General features: G+C 73.2%; 15 protein-coding genes. 11 read left to right on the top strand and 4 right to left on the bottom strand.

The features are described 5' to 3' along the window. The first annotated feature begins 124 nt into the window (after nt 1-124). The 5 genes from ACTWPW_RS52095 (at nt 125) to ACTWPW_RS52075 (ending at nt 7,937) form a co-directional block, all read left to right on the top strand. Nucleotides 125-1,282 carry an alkaline phosphatase PhoX gene (locus ACTWPW_RS52095; protein WP_443173308.1) on the top strand — a complete coding sequence of 386 codons (1,158 nt, stop codon included), beginning with the start codon at nt 125-127 and terminating at the stop codon, nt 1,280-1,282. A gap of 94 nt (nt 1,283-1,376) precedes the next feature. Then, nucleotides 1,377-2,396 carry an Acg family FMN-binding oxidoreductase gene (locus ACTWPW_RS52090; protein ID WP_443173307.1) on the top strand — a complete coding sequence of 340 codons (1,020 nt, stop codon included), beginning with the start codon at nt 1,377-1,379 and terminating at the stop codon, nt 2,394-2,396. Continuing rightward, nucleotides 2,389-3,804 (top strand): nitronate monooxygenase, encoded by a 1,416-nt coding sequence (locus ACTWPW_RS52085; RefSeq protein WP_443173306.1) that lies wholly within the window; start codon nt 2,389-2,391, stop codon nt 3,802-3,804. The genes ACTWPW_RS52090 and ACTWPW_RS52085 overlap by 8 nt, the downstream gene beginning before the upstream one ends. Nucleotides 3,805-3,892: 88 nt before the next feature. Next, nucleotides 3,893-5,137 carry an MFS transporter gene (locus ACTWPW_RS52080; protein ID WP_443173305.1) on the top strand — a complete coding sequence of 415 codons (1,245 nt, stop codon included), beginning with the start codon at nt 3,893-3,895 and terminating at the stop codon, nt 5,135-5,137. A gap of 115 nt (nt 5,138-5,252) precedes the next feature. Then, the gene (locus ACTWPW_RS52075; protein WP_443173304.1) at nt 5,253-7,937 is read left to right on the top strand and encodes a multicopper oxidase domain-containing protein; all 2,685 of its coding nucleotides are present in this window, start codon (nt 5,253-5,255) and stop codon (nt 7,935-7,937) included. Nucleotides 7,938-8,027: 90 nt separating this feature from the next. Here ACTWPW_RS52075 and ACTWPW_RS52070 read toward each other — a convergent pair whose 3' ends face one another. Next, the gene (locus ACTWPW_RS52070; protein ID WP_375113878.1) at nt 8,028-8,459 is read right to left on the bottom strand and encodes a hemerythrin domain-containing protein; all 432 of its coding nucleotides are present in this window, start codon (nt 8,457-8,459) and stop codon (nt 8,028-8,030) included. Between the two features lie 198 nt (nt 8,460-8,657). Between ACTWPW_RS52070 and ACTWPW_RS52065 the strand changes: the two genes are divergently transcribed. Genes ACTWPW_RS52065 through narI form a run of 4 tightly spaced genes read left to right on the top strand, consistent with a single transcriptional unit; the run spans nt 8,658 to nt 15,242 of the window. Then, nucleotides 8,658-12,329, top strand: a complete 3,672-nt coding sequence (locus ACTWPW_RS52065) for a nitrate reductase subunit alpha (protein ID WP_443173303.1) — start codon at nt 8,658-8,660, stop codon at nt 12,327-12,329. Next, nucleotides 12,329-13,879, top strand: coding sequence for a nitrate reductase subunit beta (gene narH, locus ACTWPW_RS52060; protein WP_375113876.1), 1,551 nt, complete (start codon nt 12,329-12,331; stop codon nt 13,877-13,879). Before ACTWPW_RS52065 ends, narH begins: the two co-directional genes overlap by 1 nt. Further along, nucleotides 13,876-14,535, top strand: coding sequence for a nitrate reductase molybdenum cofactor assembly chaperone (gene narJ / locus ACTWPW_RS52055; protein WP_443173302.1), 660 nt, complete (start codon nt 13,876-13,878; stop codon nt 14,533-14,535). Before narH ends, narJ begins: the two co-directional genes overlap by 4 nt. Then, nucleotides 14,532-15,242, top strand: a complete 711-nt coding sequence (gene narI / locus ACTWPW_RS52050; protein ID WP_443173301.1) for a respiratory nitrate reductase subunit gamma — start codon at nt 14,532-14,534, stop codon at nt 15,240-15,242. Before narJ ends, narI begins: the two co-directional genes overlap by 4 nt. Here the strand turns inward: narI and ACTWPW_RS52045 are convergent. Beyond that, nucleotides 15,202-15,645, bottom strand: coding sequence for a pyridoxamine 5'-phosphate oxidase family protein (locus tag ACTWPW_RS52045; RefSeq protein WP_375113873.1), 444 nt, complete (start codon nt 15,643-15,645; stop codon nt 15,202-15,204). The genes narI and ACTWPW_RS52045 overlap by 41 nt on opposite strands. A gap of 192 nt (nt 15,646-15,837) precedes the next feature. Here ACTWPW_RS52045 and ACTWPW_RS52040 point away from each other — a divergent pair, with 192 nt between their 5' ends. Beyond that, the gene (locus ACTWPW_RS52040; RefSeq protein WP_443173300.1) at nt 15,838-16,224 is read left to right on the top strand and encodes a hypothetical protein; all 387 of its coding nucleotides are present in this window, start codon (nt 15,838-15,840) and stop codon (nt 16,222-16,224) included. Then, nucleotides 16,221-16,658, top strand: coding sequence for a hypothetical protein (locus ACTWPW_RS52035; RefSeq protein ID WP_375113871.1), 438 nt, complete (start codon nt 16,221-16,223; stop codon nt 16,656-16,658). Before ACTWPW_RS52040 ends, ACTWPW_RS52035 begins: the two co-directional genes overlap by 4 nt. A 7-nt stretch (nt 16,659-16,665) precedes the next feature. Here the strand turns inward: ACTWPW_RS52035 and ACTWPW_RS52030 are convergent, their stop codons facing one another. Further along, entirely contained in the window at nt 16,666-17,541 is an 876-nt protein-coding gene (locus ACTWPW_RS52030; RefSeq protein ID WP_443173299.1) for an alpha/beta fold hydrolase, read from the bottom strand. Between the two features lie 22 nt (nt 17,542-17,563). Then, nucleotides 17,564-18,948: ThuA domain-containing protein (locus ACTWPW_RS52025; protein ID WP_443173298.1), on the bottom strand; the 1,385-nt coding region annotated here is incomplete at its 5' end.

Below are 18,948 nucleotides of genomic sequence, written 5' to 3'. Positions count from 1 at the left end.
CCGCGCAAGCGCGCACCGGAATGTGTTCCACCGCACTGCGGCCGTTAACTTTCCTGACAGCCGGTTGTCCCCTCGCCCGACTTACTGTCAGCGAGGCCGCACCCCCCTCAAGGAGGTCTCCTCGATGGAGCGTCGTCATTTCCTGCGTGCTTCCGTGCTCGGCGCGGGCACGGTCGCCTTCTCCGGCAGTCTCTGGCAGGGCGCGGCGCTGGCCGCACCGGCCCAGAACGCCACCGGCCCCTACGGCCCCTTACAGGCCGCCGACGCCAACGGCATCCAGCTGCCCGCCGGCTTCACCAGCCGGGTGATCGCCCGCTCCGGGCAGGTCGTCCCGGGCACCTCCTACACCTGGCACAACGCCCCCGACGGAGGCGCCTGCTTCGACGACGGCACCGGCTGGATCTACGTCTCCAACTCCGAGATCAACCCCGGCGGCGGCGCCTCGGCCATCCGGTTCGACTCCGGCGGCACCGTCACGTCGGCGTACCGGATCCTGTCCGGCACCCGGACGAACTGCGCGGGCGGGAAGACGCCGTGGAACACGTGGCTGTCGTGCGAGGAGGTCAGCCTCGGCTACGTCTACGAGACCTACCCGTTCGGCGGCACGGCCGTGCGCCGGCCGGCGATGGGGCGGTTCAAGCACGAGGCGGCCGCCGCCGACCCCGTACGGCGGGTGATCTACCTGACCGAGGACGAGACCAACGGGCGCTTCTACCGGTTCATCCCCACGACGTGGGGCGACCTGTCCTCCGGCACCCTCCAGGTCATGATGGCGGGATCCGCCACCTCCGGCTCGTTCACCTGGGCGGACGTGCCCGACCCGGACGGCTCGCCGACGGCGACGAGGAGCCAGGTGTCGGGCTCCAAGTCGTTCAACGGGGGCGAGGGCTGCCACTACGCGGGCGACACGGTCTGGTTCACCACGAAGGGCGACAACCGGGTCTGGCAGGTCAACCTGGCCTCCGGCACGTACGAGCTCGCCTACGACGACAGCCTGGTCAGCCCCGGCACCCCGCCGCTCACGGGCGTCGACAACGTCACCGGCTCCTCCTCCGGCGACCTGTACGTCGCCGAGGACGGCGGCAACATGGAGATCTGCCTGATCACCCCGGACGACAAGATCTCCCCGTTCCTGCGGATCGGCGGCCAGGGCTCCTCGGAGATCACCGGTCCGGCCTTCAGCCCGGCCGGCGACCGGCTCTACTTCTCCTCCCAGCGCGGCACCTCGGGCTCCTCCTCCGGCGGAATCACGTACTGCGTGACCGGCCCGTTCCGCACCTGACCTTCGGACCGGCGGCGCGAAACGGTCCATCGGACCAGCTGGAAGGGACTTTGGTCCCTGCCCCGGGCACCCCCGGGCGCGGGATCTTGGGGCCATGTCAGCTGTCATCTCCGGGGAGAAGCCGTTCGCCACCCGCGCCGGCGTGCGCGCGCTGGTGAACGCCGCCGTCGCGGCGCCGTCGGTGCACAACACCCAGCCCTGGCGCTTCCGCCGAGTCGACGACGCGACCATGGAGCTGTACGCCGACCTCGACCGGTTGCTCACCGCCATCGACCCGATGGGGCGCGGCCTGGCCACCAGTTGCGGGGCCGCGCTCTGCAACCTCCGGCTGGCGCTCCGGATGACCGGGCACGACGCCCGCGTCACGCTGTTGCCCGACCCGGCCCGGCGTCCCGAGCTGCTGGCCACCGTGCGTGCCACGCCCGGTGACCCGCCGGGCCGGGACGAGCGGCTGCTGCACGACATGATCCCGCACCGGCGTACCAACCGGTTCCCCTTCGACGATCGGCGGCTGGCCAAGGACGTCTTCGTCGACCTGGTCCACGCGGCGTACGCGGAGGGCGCCACGCTCGTCCTGGTCAAGGGGCGGACGGCGCGGCGGGTGCTCGACATGGTCGGCGCGGCCGACGACACGCTGTCCGCCGAGGAGTCCTACCGCGCGGAGCTGGCCTGCTGGACCGCCCCGGACCGGCGCTTCGACGGGGTGCCCGCGCACGCCTTCGGCCCGCGCCCGCGCGGCGGTGAGCTGCCCATGCGCGACTTCGGGCTGGGCGGCCAGGCGGTGCCGGGGCAGGACCAGGCCCGGCGGAGCGCCGACTTCGAGTCCGACCCGCAGATCGCGGCCCTGTTCACCCGGGGTGACGGGCCGCGCGACTGGCTGCGCGCCGGGCAGGCGCTGCAACGGGTGCTGCTCGTCGCGACCACGCACGGCGTGTCGGCATCGATGTTCGGCCAGCCGCTCGACCTGCGCCCGGCACAGCACCGCGGCGACCGGACGGGGCCGCTCGGGCACGTGCAGATGCTGATCAGGGTCGGGTACGGCCCGCCGGTCCCGCGCGTGCCCCGCCGCCCCGTGTCCGAGGTCCTGGACGAGGCGGAGGCCCCGCGTGTCTGAGCCGGCGCGACCCGTCCTGATCCAGGGCGGCATGGGGGTGGGCGTGTCGGGCTGGCGGCTGGCCCGCGCGGTGGCCGCCACCGGGCAGCTCGGCGTGGTGTCGGGCACGGCGCTCGACGTCACCCTGGCCCGGCGGCTGCAGCGCGGCGACCCCGGCGGACACCTGCGCCGCGCTCTGGCCTGCTTCCCCGTGCCCGAGGTCGCCGAGCGGGTGCTGGGCCGCTATTTCGTGCCCGGCGGGTCCGGCCGGGACGTGACGTACCGGCCGGTGCCGCGGCTGGGGCTGCGCTACAGCCGGGCCCGCGACGAGCTGGCCGTGGTCGCCAACTTCGCCGAGGTCTTCCTGGCCAAGGAGGACCACGACGGCCCCGTCGGCGTCAACTACCTGGAGAAGATCCAGCTCGCCACGCCCGCCGCCGCGTACGGCGCGATGCTGGCCGGGGCCGACTTCGTGCTGGTCGGCGCCGGCATCCCGGCGGAGATCCCGCGCCTGCTCGACGACCTGGCCGAGCACCGCACCGCCCGGCTCTCGGTGAGCGTGGCGGGCGCCGAGGGGCACACGGCCGGGATCGACCCGGTCGAGCTGCTTGGCCACCGCCTGACGCCGCTGGCCCGGCCCCGGCTGCTGGCGATCGTGTCGTCCCACGTGCTGGCCGCGTACCTGGCCCGATCGCCGGCCACCAGGCCGGACGGGTTCGTGATCGAGTCGCCGGTGGCGGGCGGGCACAGCGCGCCGCCCCGCGGCCGGATGGTGCTCGACGCGGCGGGGGAGCCGGTCTACGGACCGCGCGACGAGGTCGACCTGGGCAAGGTCGCCGCGCTCGGGCTGCCGTACTGGCTGGCCGGCGGGTACGGCACGCCCGGCGGCCTGGAGCGGGCCTGGGCGGCGGGCGCGGAGGGGATCCAGGTGGGGTCGGCGTTCGCGCTGTGCCGGGAGTCCGGGCTCGATCCCGTCCTGCGCCGGCGGCTGCGCGAGCGGACCGCGCACCGCGCCCTCCAGGTGCGCAACGACCCGCGGGCCTCGCCGACCGGGTTCCCGTTCAAGATCGCCGAGGTCGAGGGGACGGTGTCGGAGCCGGAGGTGTACGAGGCGCGGCCACGGCTGTGCGACCTGGGCTACCTGCGCAGCCCGTACGCCAGGCCGGACGGCTCGATCGGCTACCGCTGCCCCGCCGAGCCGGTGGACGTCTACGTGCGCAAGGGCCGCCCCGCCGAGGAGGCGGACGGGCGGCGCTGCCTGTGCAACGGCCTGCTGGCCGCGATCGGGCTCGGGCAGCACCGCGCCGACGGCTACGACGAGCCGCCGCTGCTCACCCTCGGCCAGGACACCGCCTTCCTCGACGGCCTGCCCGACGACCACTCGGCCGCCGACGTGGTGGCACACCTCCTGCTGGGAGCCCTCAGATGACCGGCCGGCCGCCGCTGCCACCTCGCCGCGCCCTGGGTCCCGAACCCCGACCGAGAACCCCTGAATCCATGAACCACGTGAGGATGACATGACGAACGCACCGGCCGCCCCTCGCGGTCGCACGCCCGCGTTGATGCTCGGCCTGGCGACGTTGGGCTTCGCGGTGAACTTCTGGGCCTGGGCCCTGCTCAGCCCCCTCGGACCGCGTTTCAAGGAGCTGCTCGGCCTGTCGGCGGCGCAGCAGGCGCTGCTGGTCGCCGTACCGGTGATCGTCGGCTCGCTGGGCCGCATCCCCGTCGGCGCCCTGACCGACCGCTTCGGCGGCCGCGTGATGTTCCCCCTCGTCTCCGCCGCCGCCATCGTGCCCGTGCTGTTCATCGGCGTGGCCGGGCAGACCTCCCTGGCCGCCCTGCTGACCGGCGGCTTCTTCCTCGGCATCGGCGGCACGGCCTTCGCCGTGGGCGTGCCCTTCGTCAACGCATGGTTCCCGCCGCACCGGCGCGGCCTGGCCGTCGGGATCTTCGGCGCCGGCATGGGCGGCACCGCCGTCAGCGCCCTGACCACCGTCCCCCTCGTCCGCACCGGCGGCGCCGCCACCCCCTTCCTCATCACCGCCGCCGCCCTGGCCGTCTACGCCGTCATCGCCTGGCTCGTCCTGCGCGACGCCCCCGGCCGCGCCGTCGCCACCCAGCCCCTCCTCACCCGCATGACCGACACCCTGAAACTGCCCATCACCTGGCAGGCCTGCGTCCTGTACGCCGTCGCCTTCGGCGGTTACGTCGCCTTCTCCGTCTACCTGCCCGCCTACCTGCAGACCGGCTACGGCCTGGAGCAGGCCGACGCCGCCAACCGCATGGCCGGATTCGTCGTCCTGGCCGTCCTGGCCCGACCGCTCGGCGGCTGGCTCTCGGACCGCATCGGCCCGGTGCCCGTCCTCACCGGCACATTCCTCGTCGTCACCGTCATGGCCGCCATCCAGGCCCTCACCCCCAGCCTGCTGCCGGTCGGCACGATCGCCTTCCTCACCATGGCGGCGGCGCTCGGAGCCGGCAGCGGCGCCACCTTCGCCCTGATCGCCCGGACCGCGCCGCCGGACAAGGTCGGCACCGTCACCGGCCTGGTCGGCGCCGCCGGCGGCCTCGGCGGCTTCGTACCCCCGCTGGTCATGGGCTTCATCTACGGCCGGCTCGGCTCCTACGGCCTCGGCCTGGGCCTCCTGGCCGTCACGGGCGTCCTCACCCTGGCCCTGACGGTGACCGTGGTCCGCGCCGCCACCACCCGCCCCACCACCACCCGCCCCGGCACACCCCTCACCGCCGACCGCACCCGATGACCGCACGCGGGCGTGACAGACCACGGTGCGCACGCCGGGCGGGGCCCGCGGTGCTGATGTCCGCCGGACGCGCGATCACGCTGACGCGCTCCGGACACTAGAGGGAGGTAACAGAGTGAGTCCGGTCGATATCCGTATGGAGAAGGGCCGCCCGGCGCCCGCCGGGCCGCCGCCGCGCATGCGTGCCTCCTGGCACCTGCGCGCGAACGCGATCGTCGTCGGCTGGCTCGCCCTGACCGTCGTGGTGGCGACGGCGGGCGACGTGCTGCCGGCGCCGCGCTGGCTGCTGATCCACGTGTTCCTGCTGGGCGCGGTCAGCACCGCCATCCTGATCTGGAGCGAGCATTTCGCCGTGTCGCTGCTGCGCGTCCGCACCCCGCCGGAGGGCGGGAGCCTGGCCAGGCTGGCGGTGCTGAACGCGGCCACGCTCGCCGTCCTGATCGGGATGTCGGCGGGACCGTGGCAGGTGGCCGCCGCCGGCGCCGCGCTGGTGGTGGGAGTGGTGCTGTGGCACGCCGCCATGCTCGTCCGGCTGGTACGTCAGGCGCTGCCCGGCCGGTTCGGCCACGTCATCGGCTGGTACGTGTCCGCCGCCGCGGCGCTCGCCGCCGGCGGAATCCTGGGCGGGCTGCTGGCCGCGGACGTCTGGCACCACGGGCACGAGCGGCTGCACGCCGCGCACGCCCAGGTGAACCTGCTCGGCTGGGTCGGGCTGACCGTCCTGGGCACCCTGTTCACCCTGTGGCCGACGGTCCTGCGGACCCGCATGGCGGACGGGACCCGGCGGGCCTCGCGCGTGGGCCTGTGGCTGGCCGGGCCCGGGCTGGCGGTGGCCACCGGCGGCCTGCTGACCGGCTGGCGATGGGCGGCCCTGGCGGGGCTGGCGGCGTACGCGGCCGGTGGGCTGGCGGCGCTGGTGCCGCTGGCCGACGCGCTGCGGCGCCGGCGGCCGCACACCGGCGCCTCGTGGATGCTGGGTGCGGCGATCGTCTGGTTCGAGGTGGCGCTGGTGGCCGACCTGGTGGTCGTGGCCACGCGGCCGGCGCACGAGGTCGCCGCGGCGCTGGCACCGCTGCTGCCGCTGGTGCTCGCCGGGTTCGTCGCCCAGGTGCTGCTGGGCTCGCTGCTGCACCTGCTGCCCGCGGTGCTGGGGGGCGGGCCGGCCCGGTTCAAGGAGCACGCGGCGCTGCTGGAGCGCGGCTGGGCCGTCCGGCTGGTGGCGTTCAACCTGGGGGTTCCGCTGCTGGCCCTGCCGGTGCCGGGCCCGCCGGCGGTGCTGGGCTGGGCCCTGGTCCTCGGCTCGGTCCTGGCCTTCGTGGGCCTGGCCGGCACCGCCCTGATCAGGGCCCGCCGCCTGTCCACCGCCCCCCTGCCCGGTGCGGTCGGCGCGGCTCCGAGCCCGGTGGCCGGTGGCGAGAGCGTGGTCCTCAGCGGGGGCTGGGGGCGGTGGCGGCGGGTCATGCCTGCCGTGTCCGGTGTGGTCGCCGGGTGCCTGCTGACGGCCGCCGCCGTCGTCGTCGCCACGAGCGGTGGCTCGGGGCCGGCGACGGTGGTCGCGACCGGCTCGCGGACGGTCGACGTGACGCTGTCCGGGATGAGCATCCGGCCGTCGCTGATCGAGGCGCCCGCCGGGACGGTGCTGACGTTGCGCGTCACCAACACCGACGCCCAGCGGCACGACCTGCGCCTGGGCACCGGCGAGCGCACCCCGATGCTGGCGCCGGGAAGGAGCGCCACGCTGAAGCTGGAGCCGCTGGGCGAGGCCGTGGACGGCTGGTGCACGGTGGCCGGGCATCGCGCGGCGGGCATGACCATGCGGATCGTCCCCAAGGGCGCGGCGGCGACCTCCCCGCGGAGCGGCGGACATGACGCGGGGCACGGCCGGAGCCGGAGCGGGGACCGGGCCACGACCACGGCACCCGGCCGGCTGGATCCGGGCGCTCCCATGATGCCGGGCTGGACCCCGTACGACGCGACCCTCAGGCCAGCCCCCGGCCGCACCGAGCACCACGTCGAGATCCGGGCCGGCGACACCGCCGTCCAGGAGGTCGCGCCCGGGGTGAGGCAGCGCGTGTGGACGTTCGACGGCACCATGCCGGGGCCGGTGCTTCGCGGCAAGGTGGGCGACGTGTTCGTCGTGACGTTCGTCAACGCGGGCACGATGGGCCACGGCATCGACTTCCACGCGGGGGCGACCGCGCCGGACGGGCCGATGCGCACGATCCAGCCGGGGGAGCGGCTGACGTACAGGTTCCGGGCCGAGCACGCCGGCGCGTGGCTGTACCACTGCTCGACCATGCCCATGACCCAGCACATCGCCAACGGCATGTACGGCGCGGTCGTCATCGATCCGCCGGACCTGCCCGAGGTGGACCGCGAGTACCTGCTCGTGCAGGGCGAGCTGTACCTGGGGGAGCCCGGCTCCGAGGCCCAGGCGGCCAAGATGCGGCGGGGCGAGCCGGACGGCTGGATGTTCAACGGCACCGCCGCCGGCTACGACCACGCCCCGCTGCGGGCCACGGCCGGGGAGCGGGTGCGGATCTGGGCGGTGGCCGCCGGTCCCAGCTCGGGCACGGCCTTGCACGTGGTGGGGGCGCCGTTCGACACGGTGTTCAAGGAGGGCGCGTACCTGCTGCGCAAGGGCGATCCCGGCGGGGCCCAGGTGCTGGACCTGGCGCCGGCGCAGGGCGGGTTCGCGGAGCTGGTCTTCCCCGAGGCGGGCACGTATCCGGTGGTGGACCACACGATGCGGCACGCGGAAGCGGGCGCGCACGGACTGTTCCAGGTGCGCGCCCGCTGATCGGGCCGGCCACGGGCGGCCGGCCCGATCAACCGGCGCGGACCTTCCACACCGACGGGCCGGTCCCGGTGGTGAGGCCCGTGCGTGCCGTCAGGAGACGGGCGTGATGCGGTCCCACGCGGCGAGCGGGAGCATGATGACGGCGGCGGGGAACAACCCGTGCTCCTCGTGGTCGATGTGCTGGTGCAACCGGTCGAGGGCGGCCAGCACCGCGGCCCAGTCCGGCGCGCGCCGATCGACCGCCGCGAGCGCGCCGTGGATGCCCGCGTGCTCGCCGCAGAGCCGCTCCACCTCGTCGGCCAGCGAGCCCTCGGCGCGCAGCTCGGCGAACAGCCCGCTCTCCTCGGCGGCGGTGTGCGGGAGGAGCAGCGCCGGCAACTCGTCGAGCAGGGCGGCGGCGTCTCCGTGCCGGCCCTCGTGGATGGCCCGGCGCAGCGCCCCGGCGCACTCCTCGATGTCCCAGTGCTCCTGGGAGAGGCGGCCGATCAACGGGAACTCCCGGCAGCCGCAGTAGTTGCACATGGTCCAGTCCTTTCGAAGCACGCGGGCATCGGGTCGCCGCCTGCCAGCATCCCGCCGGCGACCGCCGCCGCGTCAGGGCCGAAGGTCCCGCCGATCGCGCTGATCGTGGGCCCATCGGGCCTCTGAGACGGGACTTTGGTCCCTGCCGTGAACCGGGTGGTGGCCACGAGGCTTGAGCCGTGTCAGCTGCTGCCTGCTATGGCGAGGAAGATTGCCGTGAGTGATATCGACGCGACCCCGGGGATGGGGCCGCTGCTGGCCGCCCGTACGTTCTTCACCAGGGCGGAGGTGTCGGCCGACGGCCGGACCCTGCACCGGATAGACCCCAGCGCCTGGGACCGCTTCTACCGTGACCGGTGGGCGCACGACAAGGTCGTGCGCTCCACGCACGGGGTGAACTGCACGGGCTCGTGCTCGTGGCAGGTGTTCGTCAAGGACGGGCTGATCACGTGGGAGCACCAGGCGACGGACTACCCGTCGGTGGGGCCCGACTCGCCCGAGTACGAGCCGCGCGGCTGCCCGCGCGGGGCCTCGTTCTCGTGGTACACCTACTCGCCCTCGCGCGTGCGCTACCCGTACGTGCGCGGGGTGCTCCTGGAGATGTGGCGCGAGGCGAAGGCCCGGCTGGGCGACCCCGTGCTGGCGTGGGCGGAGCTGACCGGCGACCCCGAGCGGTCCAGGGCGTACAAGCGGGCCCGCGGCAAGGGCGGGTTCGTGCGGTCGAGCTGGGACGAGGTCCTGGAGATCATGGCCGCCGCCCACGTGCACACGATCAAGCGGCACGGGCCGGACCGCGTCGTGGGGTTCTCCCCGATCCCGGCGATGTCGATGGCGTCGTTCGCGGCCGGCACGCGGTTCCTGTCGATGATCGGGGGCACGCTGCTGTCGTTCTACGACTGGTACGCCGACCTGCCGATCGCCTCGCCGCAGGTGTGGGGCGACCAGACGGACGTGCCCGAGGCCGCCGACTGGTGGAACTCCCGCTACCTGATCATGTGGGGGTCCAACATCCCGGTCACCAGGACGCCCGACGCGCACTTCATGACCGAGGCCCGCTACCAGGGCACCAAGGTCGTCGCGGTCAGCCCGGACTACGCCGACAACGTCAAGTTCGCCGACGACTGGCTGTCCCCGCACCCGGGCACGGACGGGGCGCTGGCCATGGCGATGGGTCACGTGACGCTGGCCGAGTTCTTCCGCGATCGCCAGGTCCCCTACTTCACCGACTATGTCCGGAAATACACGGACCTGCCGTTCCTGGTGACGCTGGAGGAGCGCGGCGACGCGTACGTCCCGCGCCGCTTCCTCACCGCCGCCGACCTGTCCGACGAGGGCGGCGAGAACGCCGAGTTCAAGACCGTCTTCCTCGATGGGAAGAGCGGTGAGCCCGTCGTGCCCAACGGCTCCCTGGGCTTCCGCTGGGGCGAGGAGGGCGAGGGCCGCTGGAACCTCGGCCTGGACGGCGCCGAGCCCGCGCTGACGCTGCTCGGGCGGCGCGCGGTCGCCGTGGACCTGCCGCGCTTCGACGAGGGCGACACCGAGGGCGGCAGCGTCATGCGCCGCGGCGTGCCGGTGACCGAGGTGGGCGGCAAGCTCGTCACGACCGTGTTCGACCTGCTCATGGCCCAGTACGGCGTCAAGCGCGACCTCCCTGGCGAGTGGCCGGACTCCTACGAGGACGCCACGCAGCCGTACACGCCGGCCTGGGCCGAGGAGATCACCTCGGTGCCGGCCGCGACGATCACCAGGATCGCCCGCGAGTTCGCCCGCAACGCCGAGCGCACGCGAGGCCGGTCGATGATCGCGATGGGCGCGGGCACCAACCACTGGTTCCACTCCGACCAGATCTACCGCTCCTTCCTGACGCTGGTGCTGCTGACCGGCTGCCAGGGCGTCAACGGCGGCGGCTGGGCGCACTACGTGGGTCAGGAGAAGGTCCGGCCGTTGATGAGCTTCCAGCACCTGGCCTTCGCCTTCGACTGGCAGCGCCCGACCAGGCACATGGCCGGCACCGCGTTCTGGTACCTGGCCACCGACCAGTGGCGCTACGAGCGCATCCAGGCCGGCGAGCTGGCCAGCCCGCTCGGCGCCGGCCTGTTCGAGGGCCGGACGTTCGCCGACTGCAACGTCCAGGCGGCGCGGCTGGGCTGGCTGGCCTCCTACCCCACCTTCAACCGCAACCCGCTCGACCTGGCCGACGAGGCCGCCGCCAAGGGCGTCCCCGTGGCCGAGCACGTGGTGAACGAGCTGACCTCCGGCCGGCTGCGCTTCGCCGCCGAGGACCCCGGCGACCCGGCCAACTTCCCGCGCGTGCTCACCGTCTGGCGGGCCAACCTGCTCGGCTCCTCCGGCAAGGGCAACGAGTACTTCCTGCGCCACCTGCTCGGCGCCGACGCCGAGCAGCGCAACGAGGAGACCCCCGAGGGGGCGCGGCCGGCCGAGGTGACCTGGCGCGAGGAGCCCGCCGAGGGCAAGCTCGACCTGCTCACCACGGTCGACTTCCGGATGACCTCCACGGCGCTGTTCTCCGACATCGTGCTCCCCGCCGCCACCTGGTACGAGAAGCACGACCTGTCCAGCACCGACATGCACCCGTTCGTGCACGCGTTCAACCCCGCCATCGCGCCGCCCTGGCAGACGCGCACCGACTACGACGCCTTCCTCTCTCTCGCCGACCGGTTCTCCGAGCTGGCCGCCGAGCACCTGGGCAGGCGCACCGACGTGCTGGCCGTGCCGCTCGTCCACGACACCCCCGACGAGCTGGCCCAGCCCGGCGGGCGGGTCCGGGACTGGAAGCACGGCGAGTGCGAGCCCGTACCCGGCCGGACGATGCCCAAGCTGGTGACGATCGAGCGCGACTACGCGGCCACCGCCCGGCGCATGCGCGGCATCGGCCCGCTGTTCGAGCGGCAGGGCCTGACCACCAAGGGCATCACCTACCAGGTGGGGCCGGAGCTGGACTACCTGCGCACCAAGAACGGCGTCACCCCGGAGGGCGACGTCTCCCTGGCCACGGCCGAGGGCATGTGCGAGGCCATCCTCGCGATGTCGGGCACCACCAACGGGCGGCTGTCCACGCAGGGGTTCGAGACGCTCGAACGGCGCACCGGCACCCGGCTGGCCGACCTGGCGGCCGAGCACGAGGGCAAGCGGATCACGTTCGCCGACACGCAGTCCCGGCCGCAGCCCGTGATCACCTCGCCGGAGTGGTCGGGCTCGGAGACCGGCGGGCGCCGCTACTCCGCGTTCGTCATCAACGTCGAGCGGGACAAACCCTGGCACACCCTGACAGGCCGCCAGCAGTTCTTCCTCGACCACGACTGGATCATCGAGCTGGGCGAGCAGCTGCCCGCCTACCGCCCGCCGCTCAACATGCACCGCCACTACGGCGAGCAGGGCGACGGCGAGGGCGCCGAGGTCACCGTCCGCTACCTCACCCCGCACTCCAAGTGGTCCATCCACTCCGAGTACCAGGACAACGCCTACATGCTCGCGCTCTCCCGCGGCGGGCCCACGATCTGGATGAGCGTGGCCGACGCCGAGAAGATCGGCGTGCGCGACAACGACTGGATCGAGGCGTACAACCGCAACGGCGTCGTCGTCGCCCGCGCGGTCGTCTCGCACCGCATGCCCACCGGGACGGTGTACATGTACCACGCGAAGGACCGCAATGTGAACGTCCCGCTCACCGAGAAGTCAGGCCGCCGCGGCGGCGTGCACAACTCCCTCACCCGGCTGCTGCTCAAACCCAGCCACCTCATCGGCGGGTACGCGCAGTTCACCTACGCCTTCAACTACTACGGCCCCACCGGCAACCAGCGTGACGAGATCACCACGATCCGGCGGCGGGCCCAGGAGGTCGATTACTGATGCGCGTCCTCGCCCAGGTGGCCATGGTGATGAACCTGGACAAGTGCATCGGCTGCCACACCTGCTCGGTCACCTGCAAGCAGACCTGGACCAACCGGGAGGGCGTCGAGTACGTCTGGTTCAACAACGTCGAGACCAAGCCCGGCATCGGCTACCCCAAGCGCTACGAGGACCAGGAGCGCTGGCGCGGCGGCTGGCAGGTCGACCGGCGCGGCCGGCTCAAGCTCCGCTCCGGCGGCCGGGTCAGGCGGCTGATCAACCTGTTCGCCAACCCGGACCTGCCCGACCTCGACGACTACTACGAGCCCGCCACCTACGACTACGACACCCTCATCAACGCCCCGGCCGGGCCGCACACCCCGGTCATCCGCCCCAAGTCCGCCATCACCGGCCGGGACATGGCCATCACCTGGGGCGCGAACTGGGAGGACGACCTCGGTGGCGCCCACGAGACCGCCCCCGCCGACCCCAACCTGGCCGCGATGGCGGAGAAGGTGCGGCTGGAGTTCGACCGGACGTTCATGTTCCACCTGCCGCGCATCTGCGAGCACTGCCTCAACCCGGCGTGCGTGGCCGCCTGCCCCTCCGGCGCGATGTACAAGCGCGAGGAGGACGGCATCGTGCTGGTCGACCAGGAGCGCTGCCGCGGCTGGCGCATGTGCGTGTCGTCGTGCCCGTACAAGAAGGTGTACGTCAACCACAAGACCGGCAAGGCCGAGAAGTGCACGTTCTGCTATCCCCGGATCGAGGCGGGGCAGCCGACCGTGTGCGCCGAGACCTGCGTCGGCCGGCTGCGCTACATCGGGCTCATCCTGTACGACGCCGACGCCGTGCTCGGCGCCGCCCGCGTCGCCGACCCGCGGGACCTGCTCGAAGCCCAGCGCAAGGTGTTCCTCGACCCCGAGGACCCGGCGGTGATCGAGGCCGCCCGCGCCTCGGGCATCGGCGAGGACTGGATCAGGGCGGCCCAGAGGTCGCCGATCTACCGGCTGGCCATGCGCTACCGGGTGGCGCTGCCGCTGCACCCGGAATACCGCACGATGCCCATGGTCTGGTACATCCCGCCGCTGTCACCCGTGCTCGACGCGGTCACCGGGGCGGGAGCGGACGCCGACGACCCGGACAACGTCTTCCACGCCATCACCGACCTGCGCATCCCCCTCGAATACCTGGCGAGCCTGTTCTCGGCCGGGGACACCGAGGTCGTGGCCGGCGTGCTGATGAAGCTGTCGGCGATGCGCTCGTACATGCGGGCCCGCAGCCTCGACGGCACGGTCGCGCACGACCTGCTGGAGTCCGCCGGGATGACGGCGGCCGACATGGAGGAGATGTACCGGCTGCTGGCCATCGCGAAGTACGAAGAACGCTACGTGGTGCCCGCCGCGCACCGGGAGGACGCGGCGGCGCTGTCCGCGCAGGCCGACGGGTGCAGCCTGGACGGCGATGGAGGGCCCGGCATGTCCGGGTTCCACCCCACCGGGCTCACCGGGAAGCGCGGGGACGGCCGCCTGGGGCTGAAGCTCTTCGTCGGCAAGGGAGGCACGGCATGAGACTCCTCTCCCGGCCGGACACCACCTACGTCGAGCGCCCCGAGGACCGGGCGGCGCTGCTGCGGCTGGTCTCGCTGCTGCTGCAGTATCCCGACGCCGGGCTGCTCGCGGCCCGCGCCGAGCTCGGCCGCGCCGTCGCCGCGCTGCCGGTCCCGCAGCCGGCCCTCGAGGAGTTCATGCGCTGGTTCGGCGACCGGGACCCGATGTCGCTGGCCCGCGACTACGTGCGGACCTTCGACCTGCGCCGCAGGTCCAGCCTCTACCTCACCTACTACCTGCACGGCGACACCCGCCGCCGCGGCATGGCCCTGCTGACGCTCAAGCAGCGCTACCGCGTGGCCGGGCTGACCCCGCCCGAGGGCGAGCTGCCCGACTTCCTGCCCGTGGTCTGCGAGTTCGCGGCCCTGGCCGGGCCGTCCGCGGGGGAGGCGCCGCTGCGGCAGCACCGCAAGGGGCTGGAGCTCATCCGTACCGCGCTGCGCGACGCGGGCTCGCCGTACGCGCTGGTGCTCGACGTGCTGTGCGCGGCCCTGCCCGACCTCTCCGAGGCCGAGCGGCTGGCCGTCGCCGACCTCGCGCTGGCGGGACCGCCGGCCGAGGAGGTCGGCCTGGCCCCGTACGGCCCGCCCCTCAACGAGATGGAGGTGCGGCCGTGAGTGTCGCGCTCTGGGTCGTCATCCCCTACATCGCCCTGACCGTCTTCGTCGTCGGCCACGTCTGGCGCTGGCGGGCCGACCAGTTCGGCTGGACCACGCGCACCACCCAGGTGCTGGAGAGCCGGCTGCTGCGGCTCGGCTCGCCGCTGTTCCACCTCGGCGTGTTCGCGGCCATCGGCGGCCACGTCATCGGCCTGCTCGTCCCCAAGAGCTGGACCGAGGCGGTCGGGGTCGACGAGCACCTCTACCACCTGGTGTCGGTGAGCGCCGGCACCGTGGCCGGGGTGATGGTGGTGGCCGGGCTGGCGCTGCTGCTGGCCCGCCGCCTGGCCACCCCGCGGGTCCGCCGCACCACCACCCGCATGGACAAGGCGCTCTTCACCGTCATGGCGGTGGTGATCGCGCTCGGCATGGCCGGGACCGTGGGCCGCAACCTGCTCGGCGGCGGCTACGACTACCGCGACACGATCGCGGTGTGGTTCCGCGGCGTCCTGACCTTCCGGCCGGACCCGGACCTGATGGCGGACGTCCCGCTGGTGTACCAGCTGCACGCGCTGGTGGCGTGGGTGTTCGTGGGCATGTGGCCGTTCACCAGGCTCGTGCATGTCTGGTCGGCGCCGATCGCGTACCTGTGGCGGCCGTACGTGGTCTACCGCCGGCGTACCGCTAGGCCGGAGCCGCGGCGGGAACCAGCACGAACCCCGTGACGATCTCCGGCTGGACCCGGATCACCTGGTCCATCTCGCCCGCCACCCAGGGGCGGAGCATCGCCTTGAACCGGGCCGCCTCGTGCGGCTCGGTCACCAGGCGGGCCACCCCGGTGACGATGACGCTCCAGCCCAGGCGCTCGTGACCGTCCAGCTCGTCCGCCTCGTACGCCACCACGGCCTCCGAGGGCGCCACGTGGGAGCTGAGGATCGTGCCGGGACTGGAGCGGATGATGATCTGCCCGTCCACGACGACGTGGTTCACCGGCCGTACCGCGGGCAGCGCGTGGCGGGTGAAGACGATCCGCCCGAACGGCACCCCCGCCAGCAACTTCAGGGCCTCGGCCGCGGGCAGTTCCCTGAGCCGGCGGGCATCCGTCCGGTCGTCGTCCTGGTACGTCACCCCGACAGCCTGCCGCCCCCGGCGATGCCGCGAGTAGGGACCAAAGTCCCCTCTTCCCGGGAGAAGGTCCCTGCCCGCCGATCCGGCCGGAAGGCCACGCGGATCGGGACCAACGGCCCTACCCGGCCCGGGGGCCGCCCCGCCAGGCTCGTAACCTGCCACCAACCGTCGCGAACACCAAGGAGATCCCCGATGAGCACCCGGAGGGAAGGCCGGCTCCCGGCCGCTCACGAGGCGGTGATCTCCGCCTACGCCACCGCGCTGGCCGGGTCCGCCCTGGCGGACTCCAGCAAGGCCGCCTATCTCCGTCGCGTGCGCGGCTTCCTGAGATGGATCGCGACGGAAGGCGACGGCCCGCCGGCCGACATGGCGGCGGCGGTCCGGGTGGCCCAGCGCTACGGCCTGCACCTGCGGCACGCCCGCTACGCCACCACCACCGTGGACGGTGTCATCGCCGCCCTCGACGACTTCTACGCCCGCTCCGGCCTGGGCGCCACCGGCCTGCGCCGCAGGTGCGGCCCCTCCGGCACCCGGTTGGAGGGCGAGAACCCGCGGGTGCTGGACCTGAGCGCGCCATGACCTGGTGGTCGGTGGTGCGCTTCGCGCACGTGCTCGGGGCCGCGCTGTGGGTCGGCGGGCAGCTCAGCGTCTCGCTGGTGCTGCTGCCGCTGGCCCGGAGGCTGCTGGACGAGGAGCGGCGCGGCCAGGTGCTGAAGGCCGTCGGCCGCCGCTTCGGCCTGCTGACCGCCGCCGTGTTCCTGCCCGTGCAGCTGGCCAGCGGCGTGGCCATGGCCTGGCACAAGGGCGTCACCTGGGCCTCGCTCGCCGAGCCCGGTTACGGGCGGATCCTGGCCGCCAAGCTGCTGCTGTTCTGCCTGGTCATGGCGGCGGCGGGGGCGCATGGATGGGCCACGGGAGCCGGCCGGCCCCGGCTGGCGCGGGCCCTGGCGGTGACCTCGCTGGTGGGCTCGCTCGGCGTGGTGCTGCTGGCCACGGCGCTGCCCGCCACCTGACCGCGGTTCAGGAGTGGACGCGCCCGAGGAAGTCGCGGACGAGGGGGACGATCTCCCCGAGGCTGGTCTCCAGCGCCCAGTGCCCGGCGTCGAGCAGGTGCAGCTCGGCGTCCGGCAGGTCGCGCAGGTACGCCCTGGCCGACTCCTCCGGCATGTAGCCGTCGTGCGGCCCCCAGACGATGAGCGTCGGCGGCCGGTGCTCGCGCAGGTACGCCTGCTCCTTGGGGAACCAGCCGAGCGTGGTCGCCTGGTCCTCGAACAGGCCCACGACGTTGGCCCGGCGCCGCGGCGTGTCCATCAGGCTCCAGTGCAGCTTCCACAGGTCCGGGCTCACCCGCGCGGCGAGGTGCGGGGGCAGCTCGCCGGCGAACTCGTCGCGGAAGCCCTCCTCCGAGACGTTGCCGGCCATCTTCTCCCGGCCCTCCGGCGTCGGGTTCGACCAGAACTCCTTCAGCCACGCGTACTTCGGGCCCAGCGCGTCCTCGTAGATGTCGCCGTTCTGGATGACGAGCGCGGCGACCCGCTCGGGTGCCCGCATGGCCAGCCGGAGGCCGAACTGGGAGCCGTAGTCGTGCAGGTAGACGGCGTACCGCGACAGCTCCATCACCTGGGTGAAGCGTTCGAGGAAGCCGGCGTAGCCGTCGAAGGTGTAGGAGAAGTGCTCGGGGGTGCCGCTGTAGCCGAAGCCCGGCAGATCGGGGGCGAGCAGGCGCCAGCGGTCGCCGAGGGCGGGCATGAGGCCGCGGAACTCGTACGAGGAGCAGGGGTAGCCGTGCGGCAGCAGGAACACCGGGGCGTCCGGCGGGCCGGCCTCCCGGTAGAAGATCTCGATCCCGTCCACGTCGATCGTCCGGTGCGCCACGGGCGCGGGAAGGTGCGACATGGAGGCCCCCTGCCCGGTGCCGTCAGGGGCCATACCTGCCCAAGGTGAAACTGTCGACGTCGAACAGGAACCCCCTGCCGCCCTTGAAGACCAGATGGAGCGGGCCGGTGGCGGAGGTGGTCAGGGTGGTGGCGACGTCCCGGAAGCTCTCCCACCCGCCCGTGACGGGCACGGTGACCGAGCCGAGGAGCGGCCCGCGGGGCGAGCCCGAGCGGACCTGGATCGTGCCGCCGGAACCGGCCGAGGAGACGCGGGCGGAGAAGGCCGTCGCGCCCTCCGTGGTGACGTGCGCGTAGCCCGCCCAGTCGCCGTCGTTGATGTGGCCGAGCGTCTTTCCGCCGCCTGCGGGGGAGTGGCGGACGGCCCGCACGCCACGGCTGGAGGTACAGGACTCGGCCTCCACCGTGACGCTCAGCTCCTTGACGCGGATGTTGCGGAAGGCGACCTGGTCGGAGGCGCCGTGGTTCTGGATGCCGACGTGGCCCTGGCGTAGCGAGCGTGCGGGGTCGGTGTTGGTGAAGTCGTTGATCTGCACGCCGTTCAGGAAGACCCGCAGCCGTTCGCCCTCGACCAGCAGCTCGTAGGTGTTCCACGCGCCGGGCGGGTTGAGGGCGGCGTCGCGGGCGGCCTGGTCGGCGGCCTTGAAGCCGTAGATGGAGCCGGTCGTGCGGTCGGGGGTGTCGGTGGCGTCGATCTGCACCTCGTAGCCGTTGTTCACCGCCGACCAGGGGTCGTCCGAGGCGGGGAAGCCGACGAAGACGCCGGAGTTGCTGTCGCCGGTCAGCTTCCAGTCCAGCTTCAGCGAGTACGCGCCGAACTCCTTGGCCTCGTACCAGAACATGCCCAGTCCGCCCTGCGAGGTCAGGGTGGCGTCCTCCTCGGTGAAGCTGCCGGGTCCGGCCTGGGACCAGCCGGTGGTGGAGCCGTTGTAGAGGGTGGTGTAGCCGTTCTCCGGGCGGCAGTCCGCCTTGGCCGTGCCGGCGGCGTACCGGATGCCGCCGAGCAGCTGGGTGCGGAAGGCGGGGTCGGTGTAGGACTCGGCGGTGTGGCCGAGGCCGGTGTAGAAGGCGCGGCCCCGGCCTTGGGGGTGGCACCAGGTGATGGGGTGGTCGCCCATGTCGCCGCCGCTGTAGCTGTTCTCGTCGAGGGTCTGCAGGACGCGTACGGCGGGGCGGGGGTTGGTGCGGTAGTTGTACCACTCGTCGGTGCGGCTCCAGGTGGGGCCGAGGTGGGCGGTGGCGGGGTGGGCGCGGTCCTGGTTGCGGACGGTGGCCTGCTGGATGGCGGGGTGGTTCTTGAAGTAGGCGCCGGCCAGCTCGCCGTAGTAGGGCCAGTCGTATTCGGTGTCGGCGGCGGCGTGCACGCCCACGTAGCCGCCGCCTTGGTCGATGTAGCTCTGGAAGGCGG

Source organism: Nonomuraea sp. KM90, from assembly GCF_052246675.1.
Classification (GTDB): Bacteria; Actinomycetota; Actinomycetes; order Streptosporangiales; family Streptosporangiaceae; genus Nonomuraea.
Note: the sequence above shows the minus strand (reverse complement) of the source record. Positions and strands in the feature narration are given on the sequence as shown.